Annotated in this window: 19 protein-coding genes; 10 read left to right on the forward strand and 9 right to left on the reverse strand. The window is 64.3% G+C overall.

Annotated features, from left to right (window positions below):
• Nucleotides 1–89 precede the first annotated feature (89 nt).
• From E3O23_RS09025 to E3O23_RS09060, 8 genes are all read right to left on the reverse strand, one after another.
• Nucleotides 90–2,294, reverse strand: coding sequence for an arylsulfatase (locus tag E3O23_RS09025; protein WP_134490263.1), 2,205 nt, complete (start codon nt 2,292–2,294; stop codon nt 90–92).
• Nucleotides 2,291–3,769, reverse strand: coding sequence for a sulfatase-like hydrolase/transferase (locus E3O23_RS09030; RefSeq protein ID WP_134490265.1), 1,479 nt, complete (start codon nt 3,767–3,769; stop codon nt 2,291–2,293). The genes E3O23_RS09025 and E3O23_RS09030 overlap by 4 nt, the downstream gene beginning before the upstream one ends.
• On the reverse strand, nt 3,766–5,334 hold the full coding sequence (locus E3O23_RS09035; RefSeq protein WP_134490267.1) for an arylsulfatase: 1,569 nt from the start codon (nt 5,332–5,334) through the stop codon (nt 3,766–3,768). The genes E3O23_RS09030 and E3O23_RS09035 overlap by 4 nt, the downstream gene beginning before the upstream one ends.
• A 1-nt stretch (nt 5,335) precedes the next feature.
• The gene (locus tag E3O23_RS09040) at nt 5,336–5,989 is read right to left on the reverse strand and encodes a TetR/AcrR family transcriptional regulator (RefSeq protein ID WP_166790467.1); all 654 of its coding nucleotides are present in this window, start codon (nt 5,987–5,989) and stop codon (nt 5,336–5,338) included.
• Nucleotides 5,986–7,614 (reverse strand): ABC transporter ATP-binding protein, encoded by a 1,629-nt coding sequence (locus tag E3O23_RS09045; RefSeq protein ID WP_134490269.1) that lies wholly within the window; start codon nt 7,612–7,614, stop codon nt 5,986–5,988. The genes E3O23_RS09040 and E3O23_RS09045 overlap by 4 nt, the downstream gene beginning before the upstream one ends.
• The gene (locus E3O23_RS09050) at nt 7,611–8,480 is read right to left on the reverse strand and encodes an ABC transporter permease (protein ID WP_134490271.1); all 870 of its coding nucleotides are present in this window, start codon (nt 8,478–8,480) and stop codon (nt 7,611–7,613) included. The genes E3O23_RS09045 and E3O23_RS09050 overlap by 4 nt, the downstream gene beginning before the upstream one ends.
• A gap of 1 nt (nt 8,481) precedes the next feature.
• The gene (locus E3O23_RS09055) at nt 8,482–9,429 is read right to left on the reverse strand and encodes an ABC transporter permease (protein ID WP_134490273.1); all 948 of its coding nucleotides are present in this window, start codon (nt 9,427–9,429) and stop codon (nt 8,482–8,484) included.
• Nucleotides 9,430–9,502: 73 nt separating this feature from the next.
• Complete coding sequence (locus E3O23_RS09060; RefSeq protein ID WP_134490275.1) at nt 9,503–11,047, reverse strand: ABC transporter substrate-binding protein; 1,545 nt, start codon at nt 11,045–11,047, stop codon at nt 9,503–9,505.
• Nucleotides 11,048–11,260: 213 nt separating this feature from the next.
• On the opposite strand from E3O23_RS09060, the gene E3O23_RS09065 reads away from it, so the two are divergent.
• Entirely contained in the window at nt 11,261–12,727 is a 1,467-nt protein-coding gene (locus tag E3O23_RS09065; RefSeq protein ID WP_134490277.1) for an SCO6880 family protein, read from the forward strand.
• Nucleotides 12,728–12,778: 51 nt separating this feature from the next.
• Here E3O23_RS09065 and E3O23_RS09070 read toward each other — a convergent pair whose 3' ends face one another.
• A complete protein-coding gene (locus E3O23_RS09070) occupies nt 12,779–13,996 on the reverse strand; it encodes a hypothetical protein (RefSeq protein ID WP_134490279.1) in 1,218 nt (405 codons plus the stop codon).
• Between the two features lie 121 nt (nt 13,997–14,117).
• On the opposite strand from E3O23_RS09070, the gene E3O23_RS09075 reads away from it, so the two are divergent.
• The 9 genes from E3O23_RS09075 to E3O23_RS09115 all read left to right on the forward strand — a co-directional run bounded on the left by E3O23_RS09075 (nt 14,118) and on the right by E3O23_RS09115 (nt 22,426).
• The gene (locus tag E3O23_RS09075; RefSeq protein WP_134490281.1) at nt 14,118–14,900 is read left to right on the forward strand and encodes a hypothetical protein; all 783 of its coding nucleotides are present in this window, start codon (nt 14,118–14,120) and stop codon (nt 14,898–14,900) included.
• The gene (locus E3O23_RS09080) at nt 14,897–16,381 is read left to right on the forward strand and encodes an ATP-binding protein (protein ID WP_134490283.1); all 1,485 of its coding nucleotides are present in this window, start codon (nt 14,897–14,899) and stop codon (nt 16,379–16,381) included. Before E3O23_RS09075 ends, E3O23_RS09080 begins: the two co-directional genes overlap by 4 nt.
• Before the next feature lie 44 nt (nt 16,382–16,425).
• Nucleotides 16,426–17,412: a hypothetical protein gene (locus tag E3O23_RS09085; protein ID WP_134490285.1), complete on the forward strand. Its 987-nt coding sequence runs from the start codon at nt 16,426–16,428 to the stop codon at nt 17,410–17,412.
• Between the two features lie 148 nt (nt 17,413–17,560).
• Complete coding sequence (locus E3O23_RS09090; RefSeq protein WP_134490287.1) at nt 17,561–18,091, forward strand: hypothetical protein; 531 nt, start codon at nt 17,561–17,563, stop codon at nt 18,089–18,091.
• Complete coding sequence (locus E3O23_RS09095) at nt 18,088–19,869, forward strand: type IV secretory system conjugative DNA transfer family protein (protein WP_134490289.1); 1,782 nt, start codon at nt 18,088–18,090, stop codon at nt 19,867–19,869. Before E3O23_RS09090 ends, E3O23_RS09095 begins: the two co-directional genes overlap by 4 nt.
• 82 nt (nt 19,870–19,951) lie before the next feature.
• Nucleotides 19,952–20,416, forward strand: a complete 465-nt coding sequence (locus E3O23_RS09100) for a single-stranded DNA-binding protein (protein ID WP_134404167.1) — start codon at nt 19,952–19,954, stop codon at nt 20,414–20,416.
• Between the two features lie 15 nt (nt 20,417–20,431).
• Entirely contained in the window at nt 20,432–20,995 is a 564-nt protein-coding gene (locus E3O23_RS09105) for a hypothetical protein (RefSeq protein WP_134490291.1), read from the forward strand.
• A gap of 35 nt (nt 20,996–21,030) precedes the next feature.
• Complete coding sequence (locus E3O23_RS09110; RefSeq protein WP_241983403.1) at nt 21,031–21,210, forward strand: helix-turn-helix transcriptional regulator; 180 nt, start codon at nt 21,031–21,033, stop codon at nt 21,208–21,210.
• Between the two features lie 61 nt (nt 21,211–21,271).
• The gene (locus E3O23_RS09115) at nt 21,272–22,426 is read left to right on the forward strand and encodes a tyrosine-type recombinase/integrase (protein WP_241983404.1); all 1,155 of its coding nucleotides are present in this window, start codon (nt 21,272–21,274) and stop codon (nt 22,424–22,426) included.
• Nucleotides 22,427–22,601: the final 175 nt, after the last annotated feature.

Raw genomic sequence — 22,601 nt, forward strand, 5'->3', positions numbered from 1 at the left:
CGACGACGACGGAATCACGAGGCGTCCGACGCGCGGTGCGACGGATGAGGACGCCCGAGCGGAGCCTGCTCCGCGATCAGCGCGGGCACTCATTCGAGACGGAGCTCGTCCTCCACGTTCGGCTCCGGAGCCGGGTCGTGGAAGGTGATCTCGACCTCGCGAAGCCCGTCGAGGCGGAACGGGGCATCGTAGAGCGAGCTCACAGGGGACGGCGAGTTGTGCCCGACCTGGGTGCTCAGCCCGCCGAACCCTCCGAGCAGGGTCTCGATCTCGCGGGCGACCACGGCGTGCCCGTCCACGAGCAGACGGACGCGTGCGCGCCCTCGCTCAAGGCGCTCGAAGTCCGCCTCGACCCGGCAGCGACGCGCCGGCAAGGGATCGGGAGCCGCTAGGATCGTGTGTTCGTAGACGCGGTTGTAGTCGAGATGGAGCCGCCCCTCGCGAACGAAGAAGACGAACCCCGCCGGTCGGCGACCGTAGGCGAGAATCACCCCGTCATGATCCGCCGCTCCGTCCAGCTCCGCGCCGATCGTGAAGCTCCGATCGGAGAAGTTCGGGCCCGTGATCGGTGAGAAGACTCGGGTTCCAGAGCGGAGTCGGAAGCGCGCACGGGAGGCGGCGGGTTCGCGCTCGAGTGCCCGCCTTTGGCGGCGGTCATCGAGGGGGAGGACTCCGAAGCGGCGGCTCTCCTCCCACCAGGCGTCCTCGAGCCGCGCTACGACGTCCGGATTCTGCTCGGCGACGTCGGAGGCCTCGGCGAAGTCTTCGTCGAGGCGGAAGAGCTGCCACTTCTCCCCGCGATACGGCGCGTCGGTCTCGTGGCTCGTGAGGGCCTTCCACCCGTCCATCCACATGGCGCGGTTGCCCGCCATCTCAAAGTACTGCCGCGGGCGGCGAGTGGGAGCGTCGACGGCGTCGAGTGTGTACGACATCGACGTCCCGTGGATCGGCTGCTGGTCAACGCCATCATACGACGGCTTCGGTTCCACCCCGCACGCCTCGAGCAGCGTGGGAACCACGTCGATCGCGTGATGGAACTGGTCGCGGATCTGACCCGCCGGGCCGGGGCGTCCGGGCAGCCGCAGGATCATAGGCGTGCGTACACCGCCGGCGTAGGTGTCCTTCTTGTAGAAACGCAGTGGGGTGTTACCTGCCTGCGCCCATCCCGACGGGTACACCCCGTGGGTTAGGGGTCCACCGAGGTCGTCGTACGCCTGAAGGTTGTTCTCGAGGCTGTCCGGGACCCCGAGCATGTAACGGTACTCGTTGATCGTCCCGTCAGGGCCTCCCTGGCCGGTCGCCCCGTTGTCCGACAGCAGCACGACCACGGTGTTGTCCCAGCTCCCAATCTCTTCGAGGAACTCGACTACTCGTCCGAGAGCTCGGTCGGCGTGAGTCATGTATCCGGCGAAGACCTCGTTCATCCGGGCGTAGAGGCGCCGTGCGTCGTCGTCGAGTTCGGCCCACGGTCGGACGTCGGGGTTGTTCTCGGGAAGCACGGTTCCGTCGGGTACGACGCCCATCTCACGCTGACGCTCGAAGACGCGCTGACGCTCGACGTCCCATCCTTCGTCGAAGCGGCCCGCGTACCGGTCGATCTCGTCGCGAGGTGCCTGGTGGGGTGCGTGCCCTGCGCCGAAGGCGAGGTACAGCATGAAGGGCCGCTCAGGAGCCGCGGAAACATGATCACCGAGGTACTGGATGGCTCGATCCGCCAGGTCGTCCGAGAGGTGGTAACTCTCGCGCCTCGGCGGATCGACGACGTGGTTGTCCTCCCACAGCTGGGGCTCGAAGTGGTCCTCTTCCCCCCAGAGGAAGCCGTAATACCGGTCGAAGCCGCGGCCGAGTGGCCAGTGCTCGAACGGGCCTGCGGCGGTCATATCTGCGGAGGGTGTGAGGTGCCACTTGCCTACGGCATAGGTGCCGTATCCGTCGTCCTTCAACATCCGCGCCAGAGTGGCTGCCTCCGCGCGCATGTGCCCGCGGTATGCGTCGTAGCCGGTGTCGAACCCGGCAATGAAGCCCATCCCGACGGAGTGATGGTTGCGGCCGGTCAGGAGGCTCGCCCGGGTGGGCGAGCAGAGCGGGGTCACGTGGAAGTTGCTGTAGCGCACGCCCTCTGCAGCGATCGCGTCGATCGTCGGCGTCTCGATCGAAGACCCGTAGCAGCCGAGCTGTCCGAAACCGACGTCGTCGAGGACGACGACGACGACGTTGGGCGCACCCGGACGTCCGCCGTGCGACCGCCACGCCGGGGTTGATTCTCGGTAGGTCTCACCGGTCTGCTGGGTCATTGTCTTTCCTCCATACGGTCGGAGCGCGGGTGCGCGGGGCCTCTCGTTCGGTCGCGTTCGACCTCTGTGAACCACGTCTCGAGCACTCGGCGCATGGCGGCGGCGCGTTCGGGATACGAGGCGGCCACATCGTGCCGCTCTTCGGGATCGAGGTCGAGGTTGTAAAGCTGGGGGTCCGACGGGGTCGGCCAACGGAGTCGCGGACGCTCGCTGGACACTTCGTGCGGAGCGGAGTCCGGGTCATACACGTGCTCGAGTTCGAGCCGTCTGTGGGCAGCGACGAGTGCGGCGTCGCGATCGGTGGCGGGCTCCCAGTTGAGCGCCGGCAGCACGAGCTTCCAGGGTCCTGCGCGATGGGCCGCGTTGGTCGCTGCGACTGGCTCGTACAGATTCCACTGCCAGAATCGGTCGATTTCGGCCTCGGGTCGGGCGCCGGTGAGCTCGTCGCTCCGGTCGATCCCATCAAGCGGGAGGCCGGAGCTCTGCGGAACGCCGGTGATCGACAGAATCGTCGGCAGGAGATCGACGAAGTGAACGACACCCTCGTGGCGGGACCCGGCCTGGACCGCCGCCGGCCAGCGGATCGCGCCCGGAACTCGGATGCCGCCTTCATAGACCGAACGCTTGCTACCACGGAGACCGAGGTTGGGGCGCGTGAGGTCTGTGCCAACACCGTCCTCACGCGGGATGTTTGGGTTGACTTCGAAGGCGGGGCCGTTGTCGCTGAGGAAGATGATCAGTGTGTCGTCGGCGAGGTCGAGGTCATCGAGGGCATCGAGGACTCGACCGATCCCGCCATCGAGTTCTTCGACCATCGCGTACAGTCGCGCGAGCGTCGGGCTAGCTCCGCGGTCTAGGTGGCGGCGCACGCGCTCGGCCGGGGCCTGAAGTGGGGCGTGGGGCGCGTTGTAGGCGAGCGTGAGGAAGAACGGCTCGTCGGCGTGGCGGCGGATGAAATCGAGGGCGGCGTCGGTGAGCGCATCGGTTAGGTAGCTGCCGTCGGAGGCGCGAACCTCGAGCCCTTCCTCAAGACGCCATTCCCAGTAGTCCATCCATCCGCCGCTGAACCCGACGAACTCCTGGAACCCTCGTGCGGTTGGGTGGTAGCGCTCGTCAAGGGCGCCGTTATGCCATTTGCCAACCAGCCCGGTGCGCCAACCGGCGTCGACGAAGACGTCGGCGATCGTTCGCTCGTCGAGGGCGAGACGATCCAGCCCAAGCATCTCTTGGGGTGTGACCGCACCCGTTCGGTGTGGGTACCTCCCGGTAAGAAGTCCGGCGCGCGCGGGAGCGCATACGGGCGACGCGGAGTAGCACCGAGTGAGCGTGGCACCCTCCGCCATGATCCGCTCGATAGCGGGCGTCGCCGTTGCGCCACCGTTGTTGATGCCGAGATCACCGTGGCCGAGGTCGTCGGCGACGATGAGGATCACCCGACGAGCGGTGACCTCAGCAAGCGCTGCATGACGTCTCATCCCCGGACCTGGTTCTCGATGCCACGCTCGCGATAGTCGGCGACCACGTCTTCCCAGGGCAGGACGCCGTTTGCCTGCGCCCAGGTCGACCACTCCTCGACGAGCTCGGCGACGAAGCGCGGTCGGGTGGCTACCAGATCGATCGACTCTGCGCGATCGCTCTCGATGTCGTAGAGCTCCCAAGGGCCGTTGTCTTCGCGCACGAGCTTCCACGGCCCGCGGCGGATCGCGGCGTTGCCGATGTGCTCCCAGTACATGGTGCGTTCGTGCGTGGGAACTTCGCCTCGGAGGGTCGGCAGGAGGCTCTCGCCGGCAGCGGTGTCGTCGACTGCTCCGATCGCCGCGAGCATCGTCGGCGCGATGTCGATCACGTGCCCTGGCGTTGCGGTGAGCGCACCCTCGACAATGCCACCAGCGGGCCAAGAAGCGATCATCGAGGAGGCAATGCCGCCTTCGTGGACCCACCGCTTGTACTGGCGGAACGGAGTGTTCGAGAGGTTGGCCCACGACCGGCCATAGCTCGCGTATCCTTCCTCGGGTCCCGGAGCGATCGAGGGGTCGTTGCCGACGCGCACGGTCTTTACGCCCCTCGTCAGCGGCGGACACATCTCGGCGGGAAGTCCGGGTCCGGCCATCAGGTCCCCGAGATCCTCCGCGCACGCGCCGTTGTCGGAGCTGAAGATGACGAGCGTGTCGTCGGCGACGCCAGCCGCCTCTAGGGCGTCAAGAACCGCCCCGATCCCGCGGTCCATCGCTTCGACCTGCGCTGCGTAGACGGCCATCCGCTCGGCCTCCCAAGCCTGGTCGTCCGACGCGCCCCAGGCAGGAACGCGCTCGTCACGGGGCGGCAGTTCCGCCATGTTGTGGATACCGAGTTCGACCTGACGCCGGAAGCGCGCGACACGGAGGTCGTCCCATCCGGCAAGGAAGCGTTCGCGGTACTTTGCGATGTCCTCCTCGCGAGCGTGGAGCGGCCAGTGCGGTGCGGTATAGGCGAGGTACAGGAAGAACGGAGACTCTGCTCCGGCGTTCCGGTCGATGAAGTCCACGGCCCGGCTGGAGAGGTCGTCGGTGATGTAGTAGCCGGGATCGGCCATGGCGTCGGCGCTCACTGTGCTGTCACCGTCAGTGAGCACCGGCTGGTAGTAGCTCCCGCAGCCGCCGAGCATCCCATAGAACTCCCCGAAGCCGCGTCGTAGCGGCCAGGTGTCGTTCGGCTCTGTCCGGTCGGACGATAGATGCCACTTGCCGATGAGGCCGGTGGTGTAGCCCTGCTCGCCGAGTCGATCGGCGATCGTGGGAATCCCGGGCTGAAGCGCCCCCCGGTAGCCGTTGGGCCGATCATCGCGGGTCAGGATGCCGATGCCGACCGAGTGCGGGTGGCGCCCGGTCAAGAGTGCGGCTCGGGACGGGCTGCACCGCGGAGTCACGTAGAACGAGGACATTCGCGTTCCGCGCGCTGCGAGACGGTCGAGATTCGGTGTGTCGATCTCGCCTCCGAAAGCGGCAAGGTCGGAGTAGCCGAGGTCATCGGCGAGGATCATCACGATGTTGGGGCGGGGCATGTCAGGTCTCCGGGTCGGTAGTGGAAGAGCCGTCGACGGACGGCTTGAGGTACGGCTCAAGGAGCGCGGCGAACTGGGCGACCGTGTGGTGTCGGTTGAGGCTGCCTGGTGAGAGCAGCCACTGGATTCGCAGCCCGTCCGACATGGCGATGAGCCAGCGCGCGACGGTCTCGGTCGTGACGCCTGCGGGCAGCCGTGACGGGTCGACGACCCCGCTGAGTCCCGCTGTGGCGTTGCCGACGAGCCGCTCGTAGCGGCTCACCCACCAGTCATGCGAAGGGTGCGTGGCTGCGATCCCTTCGGCGGACAGCACCGCGAAGAGCTGCACGAGAGAGGGACTCCGCTCGTTGGTCTGCAGCGTGTGGAGGAAAGCGGAGATGTAGTCGTTTCCGGCTTCGATCCAGCGATTCTCCGCTTCGTCGTTGCGTCGCTCGCGTTCCTCGAGCACCGCGAGCAGGAGGCTCGCCTTGGACGGGAAGTGGTACAACAGACCTGCCTGGGTGAGCCCTACGTTTTCAGCGATCTCTGCGATGCCTACACTGTTGAATCCGCGCTCGGAGAAGAGTTCGCGAGCTGTGTCGAGAATCTCCCGCCGTCGCGCATCGCCCTTGGCTCGGGTTGCGCGAGGAGTCGTCTCGGGCTGGTCGTCGGTCACGGGCGGTCCTCCACGTCGAGCTTCGGAGTCGATGCCAGCAGGCGCTGGGTGTACGGGTCGCGGGCCGCCTCGAAGATCTCCTGAGTCGTGCCCTGTTCCACGATCTTGCCCTTGTACATGACCGCGACGCGGTGACTGATCTCTCGCACCACCGCGAGGTCGTGAGAGATGAAGAGATAGCCGAGCCCGTGCTCCGCCTGCAGCCGCATGAGGAGATCCAGAATCTCTGCCTGGATTGAGACATCGAGCGCGGACACCGGTTCGTCGAGAACCAGCACCTTTGCCTTGCCCGCGAGGGCCCGCGCGATGCCGATGCGCTGGCGCTGCCCGCCAGAGAAGGCGTAGGGGTATCGGTCGAGGTGCTCGGCGGGGAGGCCGACGGTACGCATGAGCTCGATGCTCCGCTCCCGGATTTTCGATGCCGGCGTTCCGGCGACGCGCAGTGCTTCCTCGATCGACTGTCCCGCGGTGCGTCGCGGGTTGAGCGATGAATAGGGGTCCTGGAAGACGTACTGGACGCCCCGTGTCACATGACGCCGATCGGCAGGCGTCATCGCGGTCACGTCGCGACCTCCGACCCTGATCGTGCCGCCGGCGGAACCGTAGATGCCGACGATCGTCCGGGAGAGGGTCGACTTGCCGCATCCGGATTCGCCGACAAGGGCGACCGTCTCTCCGGGGTGCACCGCGATCGACACACCGTCGACGGCGTAGAAGGGCGCCTTACGGCGGAAAACGGAGCGCTGCCCGGCGTTGACGTCCGTGCGAAGATCACTGACCTCAAGAGCCGGCGGTCCGCTCGGCTCGAAGGGGGCCCGCAGAGGGGAGTCCATCCGCGGCACGGCGTTCATGAGCGAGATCGTGTACTCGTGCTCTGGGGCGGCGAGCACTTTCGCCGTCGGCCCGCGCTCGACGACCTTGCCCTTGTACATCACGAGTACGTCATCGCACATCTCTGCGACGACGCCCATGTCGTGCGTGATGAGGAGGATCGCGATGCCCAGATCGGTCCGCAGCTTCCGCAGCAGTTCCAGGATCTGAGCCTGAATGGTCACGTCGAGCGCCGTCGTCGGCTCGTCGGCGATCAGCACGGAGGGGTTGTTGGCAAGCGCGATCGCGATGACGACGCGCTGGCGCATCCCGCCTGAGTACTGGTGCTGATACCGCTCGAAAGCCTCCTCCGGGTTCGGGATGCCAACCTGAGAGAGGAGCTCGAGAGCGCGCGCTTTCGCCTTCTTGGCGCCCATCCCGTGGATCTGCAGCGACTCGATGATCTGGTCGCCGATCTTGATCACCGGGTTGAGGGCTGCCTGAGGGTCCTGAAAGATCATCGCAACGTCGCGCCCGCGAACTGACCGCATCGCTCTCTCGTCCAGGTTCCGCAGGTCTCGGTCGCCGAGCATGATGCAGCCGCTCTCGACCCTTCCGGGCGCGTGAACCATCCGCATGATCGAGCGGGCGGTGACCGACTTGCCAGACCCGGACTCGCCGACGATCCCGAGGATCCGGCCGGGGTACAGCACGAACGATACGTCGTCCACAGCGCGAACCACTTCGTCTGGCGTCGTGAACGTCGTAACCAGGGCATCGACTTGGAGCACGGGAGCGTGGGTGGGCGCGGTCATGCGCGGTTCACCGCCTTGTTGAGGGAGTCGGAGATGAGGCTGAAGGAGAGCGCGAGAAGGAAGAGCACGACGGTCGGTCCGAGGACGTAGGTCGGGGCCTGGGTAATGTAGCGCATGCCCTGGTTGAGAAGCGAGCCGAGCGACGGCTCAGGGGGCTGAATGCCAAGCCCGATGATGCTCAGTCCGGCTTCGATGAAGATCGCGTGCACGACGAACACTGCGCCGGCGACAAGGATCGGGTCAATCGCGTTTGGCAGGATGTGCCGGGTGATGATCGTGACGCGGCTCACGCCGAGCGTGCGAGCTGCCATGACGTACTCTCGCTGCGCCTGGCTGAGCATCGCTGCCCGCGATAGGCGGCCGAAGGTCGGCAGCGAGCTGACGGTGATCGCGATGACCAGGGCAGACCAGCCCGGACCCATGATCAAAATGATGCACATGCCGAGCACGATGCCCGGGAAGCCGATGATGACGTCGAGTACGCGCTGCAGGACCGTGCCAGCCACCCGGGAGAGAGCGCCGATGAGACCGAGTGTCGTTCCGACGACCATGCCGAGCGGGACGGCGACGGCGACGATTGTAAGGTCGATCCGAAGCCCGAAGAGCGATCGCGTAAGGAGGTCGCGACCAAGCTGGTCGGTGCCGAACGGATGCGCGAGCGAAGGGCCCCGCAGAGACTCGGCGGACTGCACGTCGTAGCCACCCGGGTAGAGCACAGGTGCCAGAAGTGCGAGTGCGACGAGGACGAGCAGGATCACCGAACCGGCGATCCCCCGCGCCGTGCGGAACGCCGTCAGGTAGCGCCGCAGGACGGGGTTCTTGACGCGCGGTCGCCGGTTGGCGGCGAAGGACGGGGTGTCGGCCATGTCAGGACTCCAGACGGATGCGCGGGTCGAGGGACGCCATGACGACCTCCGAGATGAGCTGCGAGAGGACCGCGATCACGACGGCGCCGATGACAAGCGTCTGGATGAGGAAGTAGTCGCGGTTGTTGACGGCCTGCACAGCCAGCTGGCCGAGACCGTTCCGGGCGAAGATCGCCTCGATGATGATCGCTCCGCTGAGGAGCTCCCCGATTCGGAGGCCGATGGAGACGATCGCGGCGTCGAGGCTCGCAGGCAGCACGTGACGGAAAGTAACCCGCGCGGGCGAAGCCCCCTTGGCGACCGCGAGGTCGATGAACTCCTCGCCTCGCGTCGTGAGCATCGAGGTCTGAAGGAGCCTGCCGACGACCGCAGCCTGCGTGAGCGCGAGCGCGGCCGCAGGAAGCAGAAGGTACTGGAGGCCGAGACCGAAGTTCTCGCTGAGCCCGACCTCGCCGCTCACCGGCAGGATCCTGAGCCAGATGCCGAACACGAGGATGAGAACAAGGGCTACTAGGAACGGCGGCGTCGCGAGCATGGCGGTGTTGAACATGTCAAGCGCAAGTCGACTGCCGCGACGGAGACGCGAGCCACCGAGGATGCCGAGCGCGAAGCCCAGCAGGATCATGAAGACCGCGGCGAGCCCAGCGAGCTGAAGGGTGCTCTCGACACGACTCAGGATCAACTCGCCGATCGGACGATTCAGGATGAAAGACACCCCCAGGTCGCCTCGGAACAGTCCGAGTACCCACGAGAGGTACTGCTCGATGAGCGGGCGGTTGAAGCCAGCGGCTTCCCGCACGGCCTCGACCTGCTCCGGTGTCGGGTCCGGTCCAGCCATGACTACGGCAGGGTCGCCGGGCGCGAGGCGCGGGAGGATGAACGCCACGATGGACGCGAGGAAGATCACCAGCAGGATCGAGGGGATCCTGCCCAGCAGGTATCTGATCACCGAGTCGGCTCCGTTGAATAGTCAGGAAGTGGACACGGGCGGCGCGGCTTGGGGACGCGCCGCCCGTGTGCGGCTAGCGCTGGAGGTACGTCGACGAGAAGTCGAAGTAGGAACGCCGGGTGTAGTCGACGTCGACCGCGTCGTTGTTGACGACTGCGATGGTGGGGTACTGGACGAGCGGGAGTGCGAACGCCTCGTCGATGAGGAACTCTGCCATTGCGCGCGTGGCCTCTTCGACGTCTGTTTGATCGACCGCCGACAAGAGGCTGGCGCGGAGTTCGGTGAACTCGTCGGACGAGAAGTGCGAGTTGTTCTCCACACGGATAGACGGCATGCGCTCGATCAGCGTTGCGGCACCAGATCCGTTCTGGCCGTGGAGCGGCATAAACGACGTGCCCAGGTTCGCGTCGACCTGTAGCGGCCCGAAGGTCGCCTGCTCAAGGACCTTCACGGTCGGCTTGAGGCCGACGGCCTCGAGGTTGTTGCGCACGACCTCGGCCGCAGCGACGTTTGCTTCGAGCCCGAAGACGGTGATCTCGAAGGCTGTGCCGGCCGCGCCCGCTTCCTCGAGCATCTCCTGCGCCTTCTCCGGGTCGTACGCATAAGAGTCCTCGAGCGACTCGTCGTAGCCGGGCGTGTCAGGGCTCCAGAACTGAACGCTCGGGAAGGCAAGTCCGCCGAAGACCTGGTCGGCGATCCGCTGACGGTCGATGGCGTACTGGACGGCCTGCCGGACCTGCTGGTTGTCGAAGGGGGCAACGTCGACGGCGACGCCGAGCGGGTAGACGTTGCCAGACGCGGTGGCCAACCCGAAGCCGGGGTCGGACATGATGCCCTGAATGTCGACGCCACTCATCCCGATCGCAACCTGAGCACGTCCACTGCGAACCGAGTTCACCATCGCCGTGCTGTCAGGGATGATCGCGACCTCGATCTCATCGAGGTAGGCGGGGTCGCCCCAGTAGTCATCGAATCGCGCGAGTCGGATCTCCGAACCCGGCGTCCACGATTCGAAGGTGAACGGTCCAGTTCCGACGACCTCCGATCCATCGGGCACGCCGGCCCAAGTCTCCTGGTCGATGATGAATGCCTGCTCGAAGAACTCGAACACGGTCGGAAGCGGCTTGGCGAAAGTGATCGTGAGTTCCGTGTCGCTGATGACGTCGATCGCGGTGAACTGCTTTCCGATGAAGGCAAGCTGCGACGCGGCCTCGGGGGTCACAGCAGTCTCGAAGGAGAACTTCACGTCGTTGGCGGTCATCGGGCGACCGGTGTGGAACGTGACGTCGTCACGCAGGTTGATGTCGATCGACAGCCCGTCCTCCGCGACCTCCCAGTCGGTCGCGAGGAGCGGCTGCGGGACGGCATCCTTGTCGAAGCGGGTGAGCGTCTCGAAGACGTTGACGGCCCAGGGGAAGTTGCCCTGCTGGCCGGCCAGGACGACGTCCATCCGGGCGTCGAGATTCGACGCGACCGTGAGTGTGCCTCCCTCGACGGGCTCGGTAGAACCTCCGCCGGTCACGCCAGCGGCGCATCCGGTCAGTAGGGCGAAGGCGGTAGCCACCGCAACGGTGATGCCGGCGGTGCTGCGACGCCGGGTCGAAGGTGCAGATCTCATCGTGATTCCTCGTCTTTGAGTACTCAGGTGCGGCGCGTCCGGGAGTGGCAGCGCCTGGGGCTCCACCACTGTAGCTAGAAAACCGACCGCTCGCTAGGTTACGACAAGACTCACGTAAAGTGCTCGCGAAGTGGGGCGTATGCCTCATTTGCTAAATCAGATCCAGCACCAGCCAGAACCCAGCAGCCACGATCTGGGAAGGAATAGCTGACCATGCCAAAGGACTACGACGATCAACGAGCCGGGGACCTCATTCCGGTGAAATTCTCCCGACTGACACGAAGGGGCATCCTGCTCGGACTATCCCTCTCACAGCTGGTCGCGCTCGGAATTGGTGTGACCACGCTTGTGTGGGCCTTCTATGCCGGAGGCGGCATGCTCATCGCGTTCTCGGCACCCGGTTGGCTCTGTGCCGCGGCCGTGGTGTGGATCCGGATCGCTGGACGTCCGATCGTCGAATGGATTCCCGTTGCCTTCTGGTGGATGTGGAAATCCACCGGTGGACAGTTGCTCTACCGGCGGCGTGTTGTGAAGCCGCGACCTGCGGGCTCGCTCGCGCTACCCGGCGACATGGCACGACTGCGCGAGTACGACGACCCGATCACCGGCGCCGGAATGGTTCATGACCCGACCGCCAGTACCCTCACGGCCATCGTTGCGGTCTCGCACCCAGCATTCGCGCTCCTCGATCCCGGTGAGCAGGAACGGCGTGTCTCCTCTTGGGGGCGTGTGCTCGCGACCGTGTGCAGATCCGGGCGCCTCTCAATGCTGCAAGTGCTTGAGCGCACCCTCCCGGACTCCGGGACAGGACTCGCTGAATGGTGGGCATCGCACGGCAACGCAGATGGCTCCTGGGCCTCGACGACGTACGCCGAACTCATCGACCGCGCAGGACCCGCTGGAGAACGCCACGCCACCACGCTCTCCCTCTCGCTCGACATGCAGACAGCGGCACGACAGATCCGCACTGCCGGTGGCGGCATCCGTGGCGCTGCGGCTGTTCTTCGCCAGGAGATGTCTACATTGATCGCCGCGCTGCGCTCAGCAGACCTCGTCCCCTCCTCGTGGTTGACGTGCGGCGAGATCTCCGTCATCCTGCGTTCGGCATACGACCCGGCAGTCGCCGCGACGCTTGAACGGCACGGCGAACTCGGCCAGTCGCTCGCGACCGCAGGTCCAGTCGCAGTGAACGAATCCTGGTCTCGGCTACGCACAGACTCGGCCTTCCACGCGGTGTTGTGGATCTCAGAGTGGCCGCGGTCGATGGTCTACCCGGGCTTCTTGGCACCCGTGCTCCTGTCGACCGGGATACAGCGGTCCTTCTCGCTGCTCTGCACACCGATGCGGTCCGACCAGGCAGCACGTGACATCCGGAAAAAGAAGACGGAGTACATCTCAGACGCAGCTCAGCGTCAGCGCATCGGCCAGATAGAGGATGCCTCGCAGACGGCTGAGTTTCAGGATGTTCTCCAGCAGGAAGCTGACCTCACGGCTGGGCACGGCGTCCTGCGCTACACCGGACTCATCTCAGTGTCCGCACGAACCGCTGATGACCTCGACGCCGCCGTCGCCGCGATCGAGCAAGCCGCCATTCAAGCGTCCTGCGAGACGCGACTCCTCGTCGGACAGCAGGCCCACGCATTCACCGCCGCGGCCCTGCCGCTATGCCGCGTGGTGTGACCGTCAAACAGGACACGCATGACCCGATTGGATTCACGTGGCATGCGCGCGTCAGTCGCCGCCCTTCGCCACATTCTTCGCCGTCGCAACGCTCACAACCGCAGCAACTGCGGTGCCGCCGATGATCGCTGCTCCGGTGAGGGTCTTACGACCCGCTTCAACGCCCGCATTCCTTAGCTGCTGCCGGTCACGGAGCGCGTCCCTCCAACGAGTTGCTTCCATTGGGTCACGCATCGGATCGATGCCAAGTGGAGCGTGGAACTCATCGATGCTGGACGCTGTGGCATTTACAGAGTCAACAACGGAACGAGCACCGCGGACGTGCAGAAGCTTGTTTGAATCTGCGATCGCACCCGCAGCGTCCATTCGCTCGATCAGCTTTCGCGTCTTCTCGATGATTAGCGCCCTGCGCTCCTGTTGGGCTGCACCAAGCCCAACGCGGTGTCCATCAATGTCAGCGGGTGCCACATCAAGAACGTGATCGATCTCCAACACAGCGAATTCGTCTTGCAGCTGAAAGCACCGGGCGAGCACCGCGAGCCACACACTCACTTCGAACTCGATCTCCTCGGTCGCGTTGGCTATCTGACCGACCTTCTTCTTTCCCTCGACCTTGTCCGCGAGGGCGTCGAGCGCACGCAAAGCAGATCCTTGCACTTCAGCGATCGTTCCTGACTCGGATTCGACCTTTCCCCAGGCCGTCTCCCTATTGCCACCGTGCTCATTAATCGTCAACGCTTCTTTGATTGCGAGCGCAGCTCGATCCATCTTCGCGAGCACTGAATCTCGCTGTGTGCGGCGCACTTCATCGAGCTTCTCGTCAATCTTCACCAGCAGAGCCTTGAGTTCATTGGCTTCAGCTTGCTTCGCGAATTGCGTCATCAACCCACCAATGCCAGACAGCAACGCTGGATTAGTCAGAAGCGAACCTGGACCACTCTCGACTTGAAGCCACTTATTGATCGCTCCCGGTTCACCCAACATGGCGTGGCTGATGCCCTTGGTCTTGGTCGGCATCAGACCGAGCTCCTTCGCCCGCGCGGCTGACTCCTTGGTGAGCTTTAGATACCGCCCTGAGTTCCCTGCAACGTCGGAAGCAGTACGAATGACTGCCCCGCCAGCGTCGAGAATGCGACCTAGGTTGTCTAACCGGAATGCTTTCGACGTCGAAAACAGACCGACCGACTCAAGGAAGCGCTCGACAGCGTGTTGTTCGCCGAAGACCGCGAGGCCGTCTCCATCGCTCACAAGCTCGATCTCGTCTGTCATCTTTCGCTCCTCGCTACCTGGCAGTTCCTAGGTTATTGCCTTCCTCAGACATCGGCCGGAATACCGACTGCGCACCTAACTGCTATCAAAGCCCGCGCTCGATATCCAAGGAGACACAGCGATGCCCACGTTCTACGATCCCGGCGCTGACGCCCGGGAAGCATCCGAGGCGCTGCGCGGGCTCGCGCACGCAACGCGCACGTTTGAAAGTCCGCAGGATCTGTACGGCGTTCTCGGCGACCTACTGTCCGGCGTGCGGTCACTCAAGCAGGTTCTCGATCAGCTCGCCACCGCCCACATTAAGAATCGCCCTCACGCGTTTGACGACCATGGTGACCACACCATCGGATCCAAGGATGCGCTGGCGGCCGCCGACGAACTTCACCAGGCGGCGACCCTGATCGACCAGGCAGAGGAACGGCTCGACGCCGCGGCGGGTGCGGCGAGTCGCGTTGCTTGGCACGAAGTTCCAGCCAGCGAAGCACCGACAATCGCTCGTTGGATCAATGTCGTCTTCATGCAAGGTCAAGAAGCAGACGAGGTGCTGGAGATGATCGACGCCGACGGTGCTCTCGCTGGGCTCAACCATCTGAAGTACTGGGATTACGGTGACGAGACCACCAGCGCAGCGATGGAGAACGGATACGTCTACGACGCACCGCCGAGCGGCCCGAGTGAGCATGAACTGCACGACGGTGGTTACCACCTCGCCTATAGTCACGCGTTCGCGCACGTCGCGCTCTACCGAATCCACGCGGTGGACACGGTAGATCAACTGCCAGATGACGCTCGAAGTCTCGCTGTTCCGTCGGCACCGAGCCGGGCTCGCGAGTCGAAGCGAGTGTCTTGGTTTGAGCCCGCCAGCATTACCGCGGTCAAGCGGCAGCGGGGTCTGGGACTATGAGCCGCGATGATGCCGAGCGCCTGCACACTTCGGTTCTCGTCGCTCCAGCATCCGAGAAGCGGCGTATACGTAAGCAGCGCAGGCAAGCTGCCGCGAAGTTACAAGCGGAGCAGCAGAGAGCGGAGCAGCAGGCGTCCCGCGCAAAGTACACCGCGGATCTGGCTGAGCGTCGGGCAACCACATACATTTCGCCAGCTGGCGAACCAGGACCAATGCAGATGCGTTCGTCCGGAAGGTTTCGCCTGCCACGGCATCAAGACACGTCCGCAACTCTTGCTGGTGCATACCCATTCCTAGCTGAAGGCGGGCTCGGCTCCGACGGCGTCTTCGTTGGTCAGGATCTCTACTCCGGCGGCTCTTTCGTCTACGACCCATGGGTGCTCTACGCGCGCGGCATCATCACCGCACCGAATCTCGTGCTCGCGGGCATTGTCGGTTCCGGAAAATCCAGCTTGGCCAAGAGCCTTTACACACGATCGATCCCGTTCGGGCGCCGTGTCTACGTCCCCGGTGATCCGAAGGGCGAGCACACAGCGGTCGCAGAAGCTGTGGGCGGTCGGGCGATCGTGCTCGGTCATGGGCTTGCCGCTCGGCTGAATCCACTCGACGAAGGCTATCGACCAGCAGGATTGAGCGATGAAAGCTGGGCGTCCAGGGTCGGCGCACGACGACGCGACCTGATCGGCGCGCTCGCCGAGACGGTCCTCACTCGACCGCTCACGCCTTTGGAGCACACGGCGATTGACACTGCCCTGACCGAGGTCGTGCGCAGCAACGACGTGCCGATCCTTCCCATGGTCGTTGAACACATCCTTGCCCCGACTGGCCAGGCGGATCCGGATGGGCGCCTCGCCGAAGACGGACGTCTCGTTGGGCACGCACTGCGGCGCCTTGTCGCTGGTGACCTCGCCGGACTCTTCGATGGTCCGTCGACAGTGAGTTTCGATCCGACGCTACCGATGATCTCTCTTGACCTATCGAGAGTGACGGAGAATTCGACACTGACCTCGGTCCTCATGACTTGTTCGTCCGCTTGGATGGAATCCGCCCTACTCGACCCGAACGGTGGCCAGCGCTGGTGCATCTACGACGAGGCGTGGCGCCTGATGTCTCATCCGGCGTTGTTGCGCCGGATGGATGCGCACTGGCGGCTCGCTCGCCACTACGGGATTGCGAACATGCTGATCGTTCACAAGCTGTCCGACTTGGAGAACGTCGGTGACCAGGGTTCCGCAATGCGAGCCCTGGCAAGCAGCCTTCTCGCCAACGCAGAGACGCGAATCGTTTACCGGCAGGAATCCGATCAGCTCGGGGCCACTGCTAGAGCGCTCGGTCTGACGGGGACCGAACAGAAGTTGCTGCCGGGGCTTGGCGTGGGCCAAGGACTGTGGCGCATCAAGGATCGCTCTTTCGTCTGCCAGCACCAACTGCACCCTGGGGAGCTGGAACTGTTCGACACCACGAGCCGCATGATGAGCTAAATCACTTCAATTGCCACGTCGGCGGCACATGCGATGCTGGTCCAGTGACCGAGAGAGTAGTCAACTTCGAGCGACTTCGCCGCATGCGCTGTGGCTCGTGTCGCCACGAATGGCGGGTCACTGCGGAATGGCTCGACCGCTTCAACCAGGCCTTTGAAGCTTGCCCGAACTGTGGCACCGATTGCCAAGGGGAGGACCGCCCCAACTTCTGTGCAGAACCGAACGATCCGTCGCACGATGACTCCACCGTACGCAGACTGCATTGGTATCACTCGTCGACCCACGAAACCTGGCCGGACAAGGACTTCGATCCGGCGAAACAGCTGACCGATGTCACCAAGCAGCGTATGGAGGCGATGGGATCACAAAGCGGAGGTGTCGAGCGCTGGGCAAATCGACAGAAAGCCAAGGCGCTCCACGTTGGGACCTACGAGGCGGCGATAGAGAACATGTTCAGGCGCATGGACGATCAGGGAGGCTCTGCTGACCGGTACTTCATGTACCGCGTGCAGCTCAGCCCCAACTGTGTGATCGAGCCGGGTGTGCACCAGGAGCCGACCGACTTTGTCGGCGATGCCCACCTCTCTGAAGTCTGTGCCCCGGGAGTCAATACGCTCCGCTACGTGAACGTGCACGAAGACCCTTCGAGCATTTCGCTCGCTGTCGATCTCAACGCGATCCACGCCGTCCAGAGAATCTCGGTACCCATGCGCGTCGAGGAGAATGATTCATGGACGCTCGACGCCACTGCTCGACTACTGGACGCCGTTTCTCAGCCACCACCGCCACTCCAGCATTGGATGCGCCGGGGCCCGTCAGCGCTCATGTCGGAAGCTCGCAAGCTTGAAGAAGAGATTGCTGCCAGCTTGCCGTTAGTGCTGAGGGAACGATTCAGCGCAGGGTTCGGCGAGGCAGCCTTCGAGTCGAACCCCAACGGGTTCCCCAGGAAGCTGATCGGACTAGCTCGACTCGTCACCGATCCGCGGGCGGTGCTCGACTCCCTTGACACACAGCAATGGCACACGGTCTAGCCTGGGCTCCCCCGGCGAACTGTCAAAGCTAATACGAGAATCCTCGGTCCGGAAGTTGTAGACCCGGCCGTCGACGGTCACCCCCAGCCCGTACCCGGAGTGCGTCGGATATTGAGCAATGGCGCGGGTACCCGCGCACCTCTGTGGCATGAGCAATAGCCCTGCAGAAACGCCGCCCGGATCGCCCATCGCCATCCCGCTCGCAGTCATCACGGTCAGCGAACGCGGCACCATGAACGTCAGCTGCAACAGACACGACTTCCCGCCTCCAAAGCCGGACGCGCCTTGGAGCCGCTCAGGGTTTGGTGATCTTCTTGATGCGATATCCGACCACCGCACTCGGACCGTCCGAGTTGAAGTACACGAGTTCGATGGCTCGGTGTTCACGGACATCGTCCATGCGGCGCGACGAGAACACGCCATCACTGACGTTCAGTCGCCCAGCACGATGCGGCGAGCGCGGCACCGCCCAACGAATCAGCTCATCGAGGTCACCGGGTCCGGATTCATCCCGGGCGAAGACGTCACCCTCGCACTGCCAGTCTCCAGCGCTGAAGGATCCGATGGCGGGAGCGCCCGTGCGGTCATCGATATGAGCCAACTAGTCGATCACCGATCGGAGATCTTGCTCATCGGACGTATCTCCGGCGTCATCGTCACCGAATCTTTGCCGTCATGAGCACCCCACACGGTCAGGGACGTGGTCTCGGCGATGAGTTGACCAACCTCCTGATGATCGCGTTGATCGCAGTCTTCGGGGTCGCCGTCGTCTTGCGAGCTGCGGGTTCCGTTGCGGCATTCCTCTCTGGCTCTGGGCAGCCTCAAGCCGGAATTGCAGGCGGAGCCGCCCTGCTGTTCAATCCGACAAACCCGGCCGAGGCGTTACAGGCACCAGGACTAAACACGATCCTCTACTGGTCAATTGCAATACTGCTGCTCCTCATGCTCGGCAGCGCTATCGGGTGGGCTTGGGTCCGCTGGCGTCGGCACTCGCACCGGGCCGATGCCGACCCGCGGCGGCTCGCGGGAACTGCCAGCAGCCACGAGATCGTAATTAGTGCGTCGGCGAAAGCGCTCCTGCGCCGGGCTGCGACGCTTCGCCCTTCGCTGGATCAACCGAAGCCCGAGCAGGTCGGCTACTTGCTCGGGCGTTCGCACGGCAAACAAGTATGGGCCAGCGTCGAAGACTCGATCCTTCTCATCGGCCCGCCGCGTTCGGGCAAGGGCCTACACATTGTGATCCCAGCGATTCTCGATGCGCCGGGTGCAGTGGTGACGACGTCGACCCGGCCCGACAACCTGACGGCAACGATGCGCGCACGCGAACGGGTCGGTCCGGTCGCTGTCTTTGATCCTCAGCATCTTGCTGAAGGCGTCTCCTCTGGGCTGCGGTGGTCGCCCATTCGGGGGTGTGAGGATCCGCTGACCGCGATGATCCGCGCCACCGGCCTTGCCGCGGCCACCGAGCTATCCGCTGGCGGTGTCGAAGGCGGAGGGTTCTGGGAGGGAAAGACACGCATCGCTCTGCAGTCGCTCCTTCACGCGGCCGCGCTTGATCATCGGAGTCCGGCTGAGCTGTTCCGGTGGACTCTCGACCCATCAGCCGCCGCCGAGGCAGTCGCCATCCTGACAGGCTCATCGCTGGCAGCCACGGGGTGGGCAGATTCGCTGGAGGCAACGCTCGACGCCGACCCGCGCACGCGCGACAGTATCTGGCAGGGTGTTTCGCTCGCACTGTCGGCGCTCGCCGACCCCAGAGTGCTGGATGCTGTCAGCCCGGCAGAAGGCGAGCAGTTCGATCCCGAGAGTTTCATCCGTGACCGTGGCACGCTTTATCTTCTGGCGACCGGCGTTGGGGCCGGGAACAGTGCAGCTCTCGTCGCAGCTCTCGTTGAAGACCTTGTCGAGACCGCCCGCCGAATGGCTGCTCGATCACCCGGCGCACGGCTCGACCCGCCACTGCTGTTTGCGCTCGACGAGATCGGAAACCTTGCGCCGCTACCCTCGCTGCCCACACTCATGGCAGAAGGAGGCGGCACCGGCATCACAACGATGCCCGTGCTCCAATCCCTTGCCCAGGCGCGGGACAAGTGGTCAGAGAACAAGGCCGCAGCGATCTGGGACGCCAGTATCGCGAAGATCATCCTCGGCGGCGCCTCGAACTCACGAGATCTCCAAGACCTCTCCACACTTATCGGCGAACGCGACGAGTTCACCGACTCAGTCACGCTCGGTGACCATGGATCGCGCTCCAACCAGCGTTCCATCCGTCGCGTACCGATCCTGCCGCCCGACCGCATTCGCACGTTGCCGTTTGGCATCGGGGTCATCTTGCTCCGGTCGGCGCCCCCCATCATCACTGACCTCCACCCCTGGCCCAAGCGCTCCGACGGCCAACAGCTCAAAGCAGATCGTGCGGCGGTTGAGTCGCTCTTGGAACGCCCTGCCACGCCATGATCCGCGCTGGGGCGCAGCGCGCACCTGTCTGTTGCAGCAGCCATCACATCCGATGGCCACCCCAACAGATCAAGGAGTCGTCATGTCCATCGACACCCAGCAAGCCATCACAGGATTCATCGCGACCGAGCCCCGTCTGACCTACACCGAGGACGGCACCGCGCGGTTCTACGCTCGGATCGGCATAGAGCATTCGCAGCAGACCCCAGACGGAAGTTTCACACAGCTCGACCCGTCCTTCCACGACATGAGTGCCTTCCGGCGCGCAGCCGAAGAAGGAGTCGCTCGATTCCACAAGGGCGACAAGTTCATCGCCACTGGGCGCGTGCGCGAGTACAGCTACGAGAAGGACGGCCAGACAGTCGCAGCCGAGGAGTTCATCGTCTCCCGCTTCGGTCACGACGTAGCGCGCACCCAATACGAGGTCGATCGCGGACCCCATCGCGACAGCAACATGCGCGAGTCGACCGGTCGTGATGCTTCCCCTTTTGAAGCCCCCGCCCGAGCACGAGCGCAGTCAGATGTCGCTCCTGCGGTCAGCATCTGAGCAGGAGCGGTCATCATGAGTGAGTTCGTTCCCACAGCTGAAGCACACGAAGGGCGCGACGAGGATGACTACGACGAATCGTTCGTCGCTGAACCACCGCATCCGATCAACTGGAATCTCCTCACCGCGAACGATGCGGAGGTTGAGTGGCTGGAGCTGAATCGCTGGGTCGACTGGCTCCGCCGCACTTACGGACTCCCGGCCGCAGTGATCCCGCCGTACTGGCATTGTCACACCGAACTCGTCTGGGAGCTGTCCGCGCTGCATCTGCACTGGCTGTGCGCCTACGACCCCAACCAAAACGGATCCGCACCGCTGGGGTGGCATCGCGACTTTGCGGATGCTCGCCTCCGCCTCCGGGACTGGGTAGCTACTTCCGGGACCCGACTCGATCGTGATCGTCCGACACGGCAAGCCACCTGGCCCGGCGAGGAGCCGCCTACTCCCTCCGAAGAGTCAATGATCACCGACCGGGAAGCCGACTTCGTCGAGTTCGTCGTTGATGACGTTCAGCGACGTCAGGCAGCCGAAGACGAGTTCTATCGTTCGCTCGGAAACCCGCCTCTGGACGAATCATGAGCGACACGGCCGAAGCGACCGCACCAGTCTCGCCATTGCTGGATAGCCGAGAGGTCGCCTCGTACCTGAAGGTCTCCGAGTCGACTTTGTCTCGATGGCGCTCCGCGGAGACCGGACCACCGTTCATCAAGCTCGGCGGTATCGCCCGATACAGACTCGAAGCGATCAACGAGTGGCTGCAGAACTTGGAGCCGCACCATGGCTCGCCCAGCTGAGCCGATGCCTGAGTCCTCACCCCGACCGGTACCGCCGATCGGGGTGAGGATCTCCACCGACATGGAACGACGCTCCTACGGGATTCGAGCGCGGGCACGCTGGACCGATCCGCTCACGAAGCAGCGCGTGATCCGTACCGAGATCGTGAAGGACGAGGCAACCGCACGGGCATTCTTCGAAACGCTCCGGAACTCTTCGGTCAAGGGAATGGACGTCTCCATGACGCTCCTGGAGTTCTTCACCTCGATCGACGATCGATGGGCACGCGGCCTCGATATGACTTCTACCGGCGACAACTACCGGTACGGTCTTCGGCTACGAGTGCTCCCGGCGCTTGGTCACCTGCCCGTCACGCAAATCACCGCTGGAATGATCGATCGCACGATTGATGACTGGGAGAAGCAGTACGGCGCATCGACGATCAAGAACACCATCGCCCCACTCGTGCGGGTGCTCGACGAAGCCGTTCGCGATGGCCTGATCACAATCAATCCCGCCAAACACCGTGCGAAGCGGAGCCTCCACCGAAACGCCTTCCGAATCCAACCCGCCGAGGATGCTGCCCCGCGCGCACACGCGATCCCTGACCTGCAGAAGCTGAACCAGCTCGCCTCCGCCTGCGGCGCCGTCCATCAGTCCTACTCAGACTTCGTGATGCTCGCCGCTCTACTGGCAGCACGCTCTTCAGAAGTCTCCGGACTTCAAGTTGGAGACGTGGACTTCAACAAAAGCCTCGTCATCATCCGAAGGCAGGTCTTCCCCGGAAGAGGCGGCCTCATCACCAAGCCGACCAAGAGCCGCAAGGAACGTCGCGTGCCGATTCTCGACCCTCTCCGACCCATCCTGAAGCGGCTCTCCGCGTTCAAGCAGCCGGAAGCGCCACTACTCGTCGGTCCGCGCGGTGGTTTCCTCACGACGGCCACGGTTCGCGATGCCACCAACTGGGACCAGGTCGTCGCCGACCTCAGCCTTCCCAATCTCACCCGACACGGCCTCCGACACACCGGCGCCACCTGGCTCGCCGACGCTGGGGTCCCCCTCCATGTCCTTCAAGAAATCCTCGGACATGCCTCGATCGAGACCACTCGCGGCTACCTCCACCCCGATGACCGCCACCTCGCATCCGCCGCGGAGCAGGCCAACGCATTCCTCAGCAGAGACGCCCGCCCGAACACTTCAGGACGGCCACGGCAAGGCACCGGACGCGGACTGTGAGCGGATCAGTCGTGGGTTTCCACCGTTCTGGTCCCCTTTTGGTCCCCTTATCCACAGACAGGGCATCGCGACGGATTCTGTCATCCACAGGTCGACCACGCCTACCTGTCCGGGGGGACCAGAGGGGGACCAGAGAAAACGACGTTCAGAAACAACAAATCCCTGATGAAAATTG

This window comes from Cryobacterium tagatosivorans, assembly GCF_004402215.1.
Taxonomy (GTDB): domain Bacteria; phylum Actinomycetota; class Actinomycetes; order Actinomycetales; family Microbacteriaceae; genus Cryobacterium; species Cryobacterium tagatosivorans.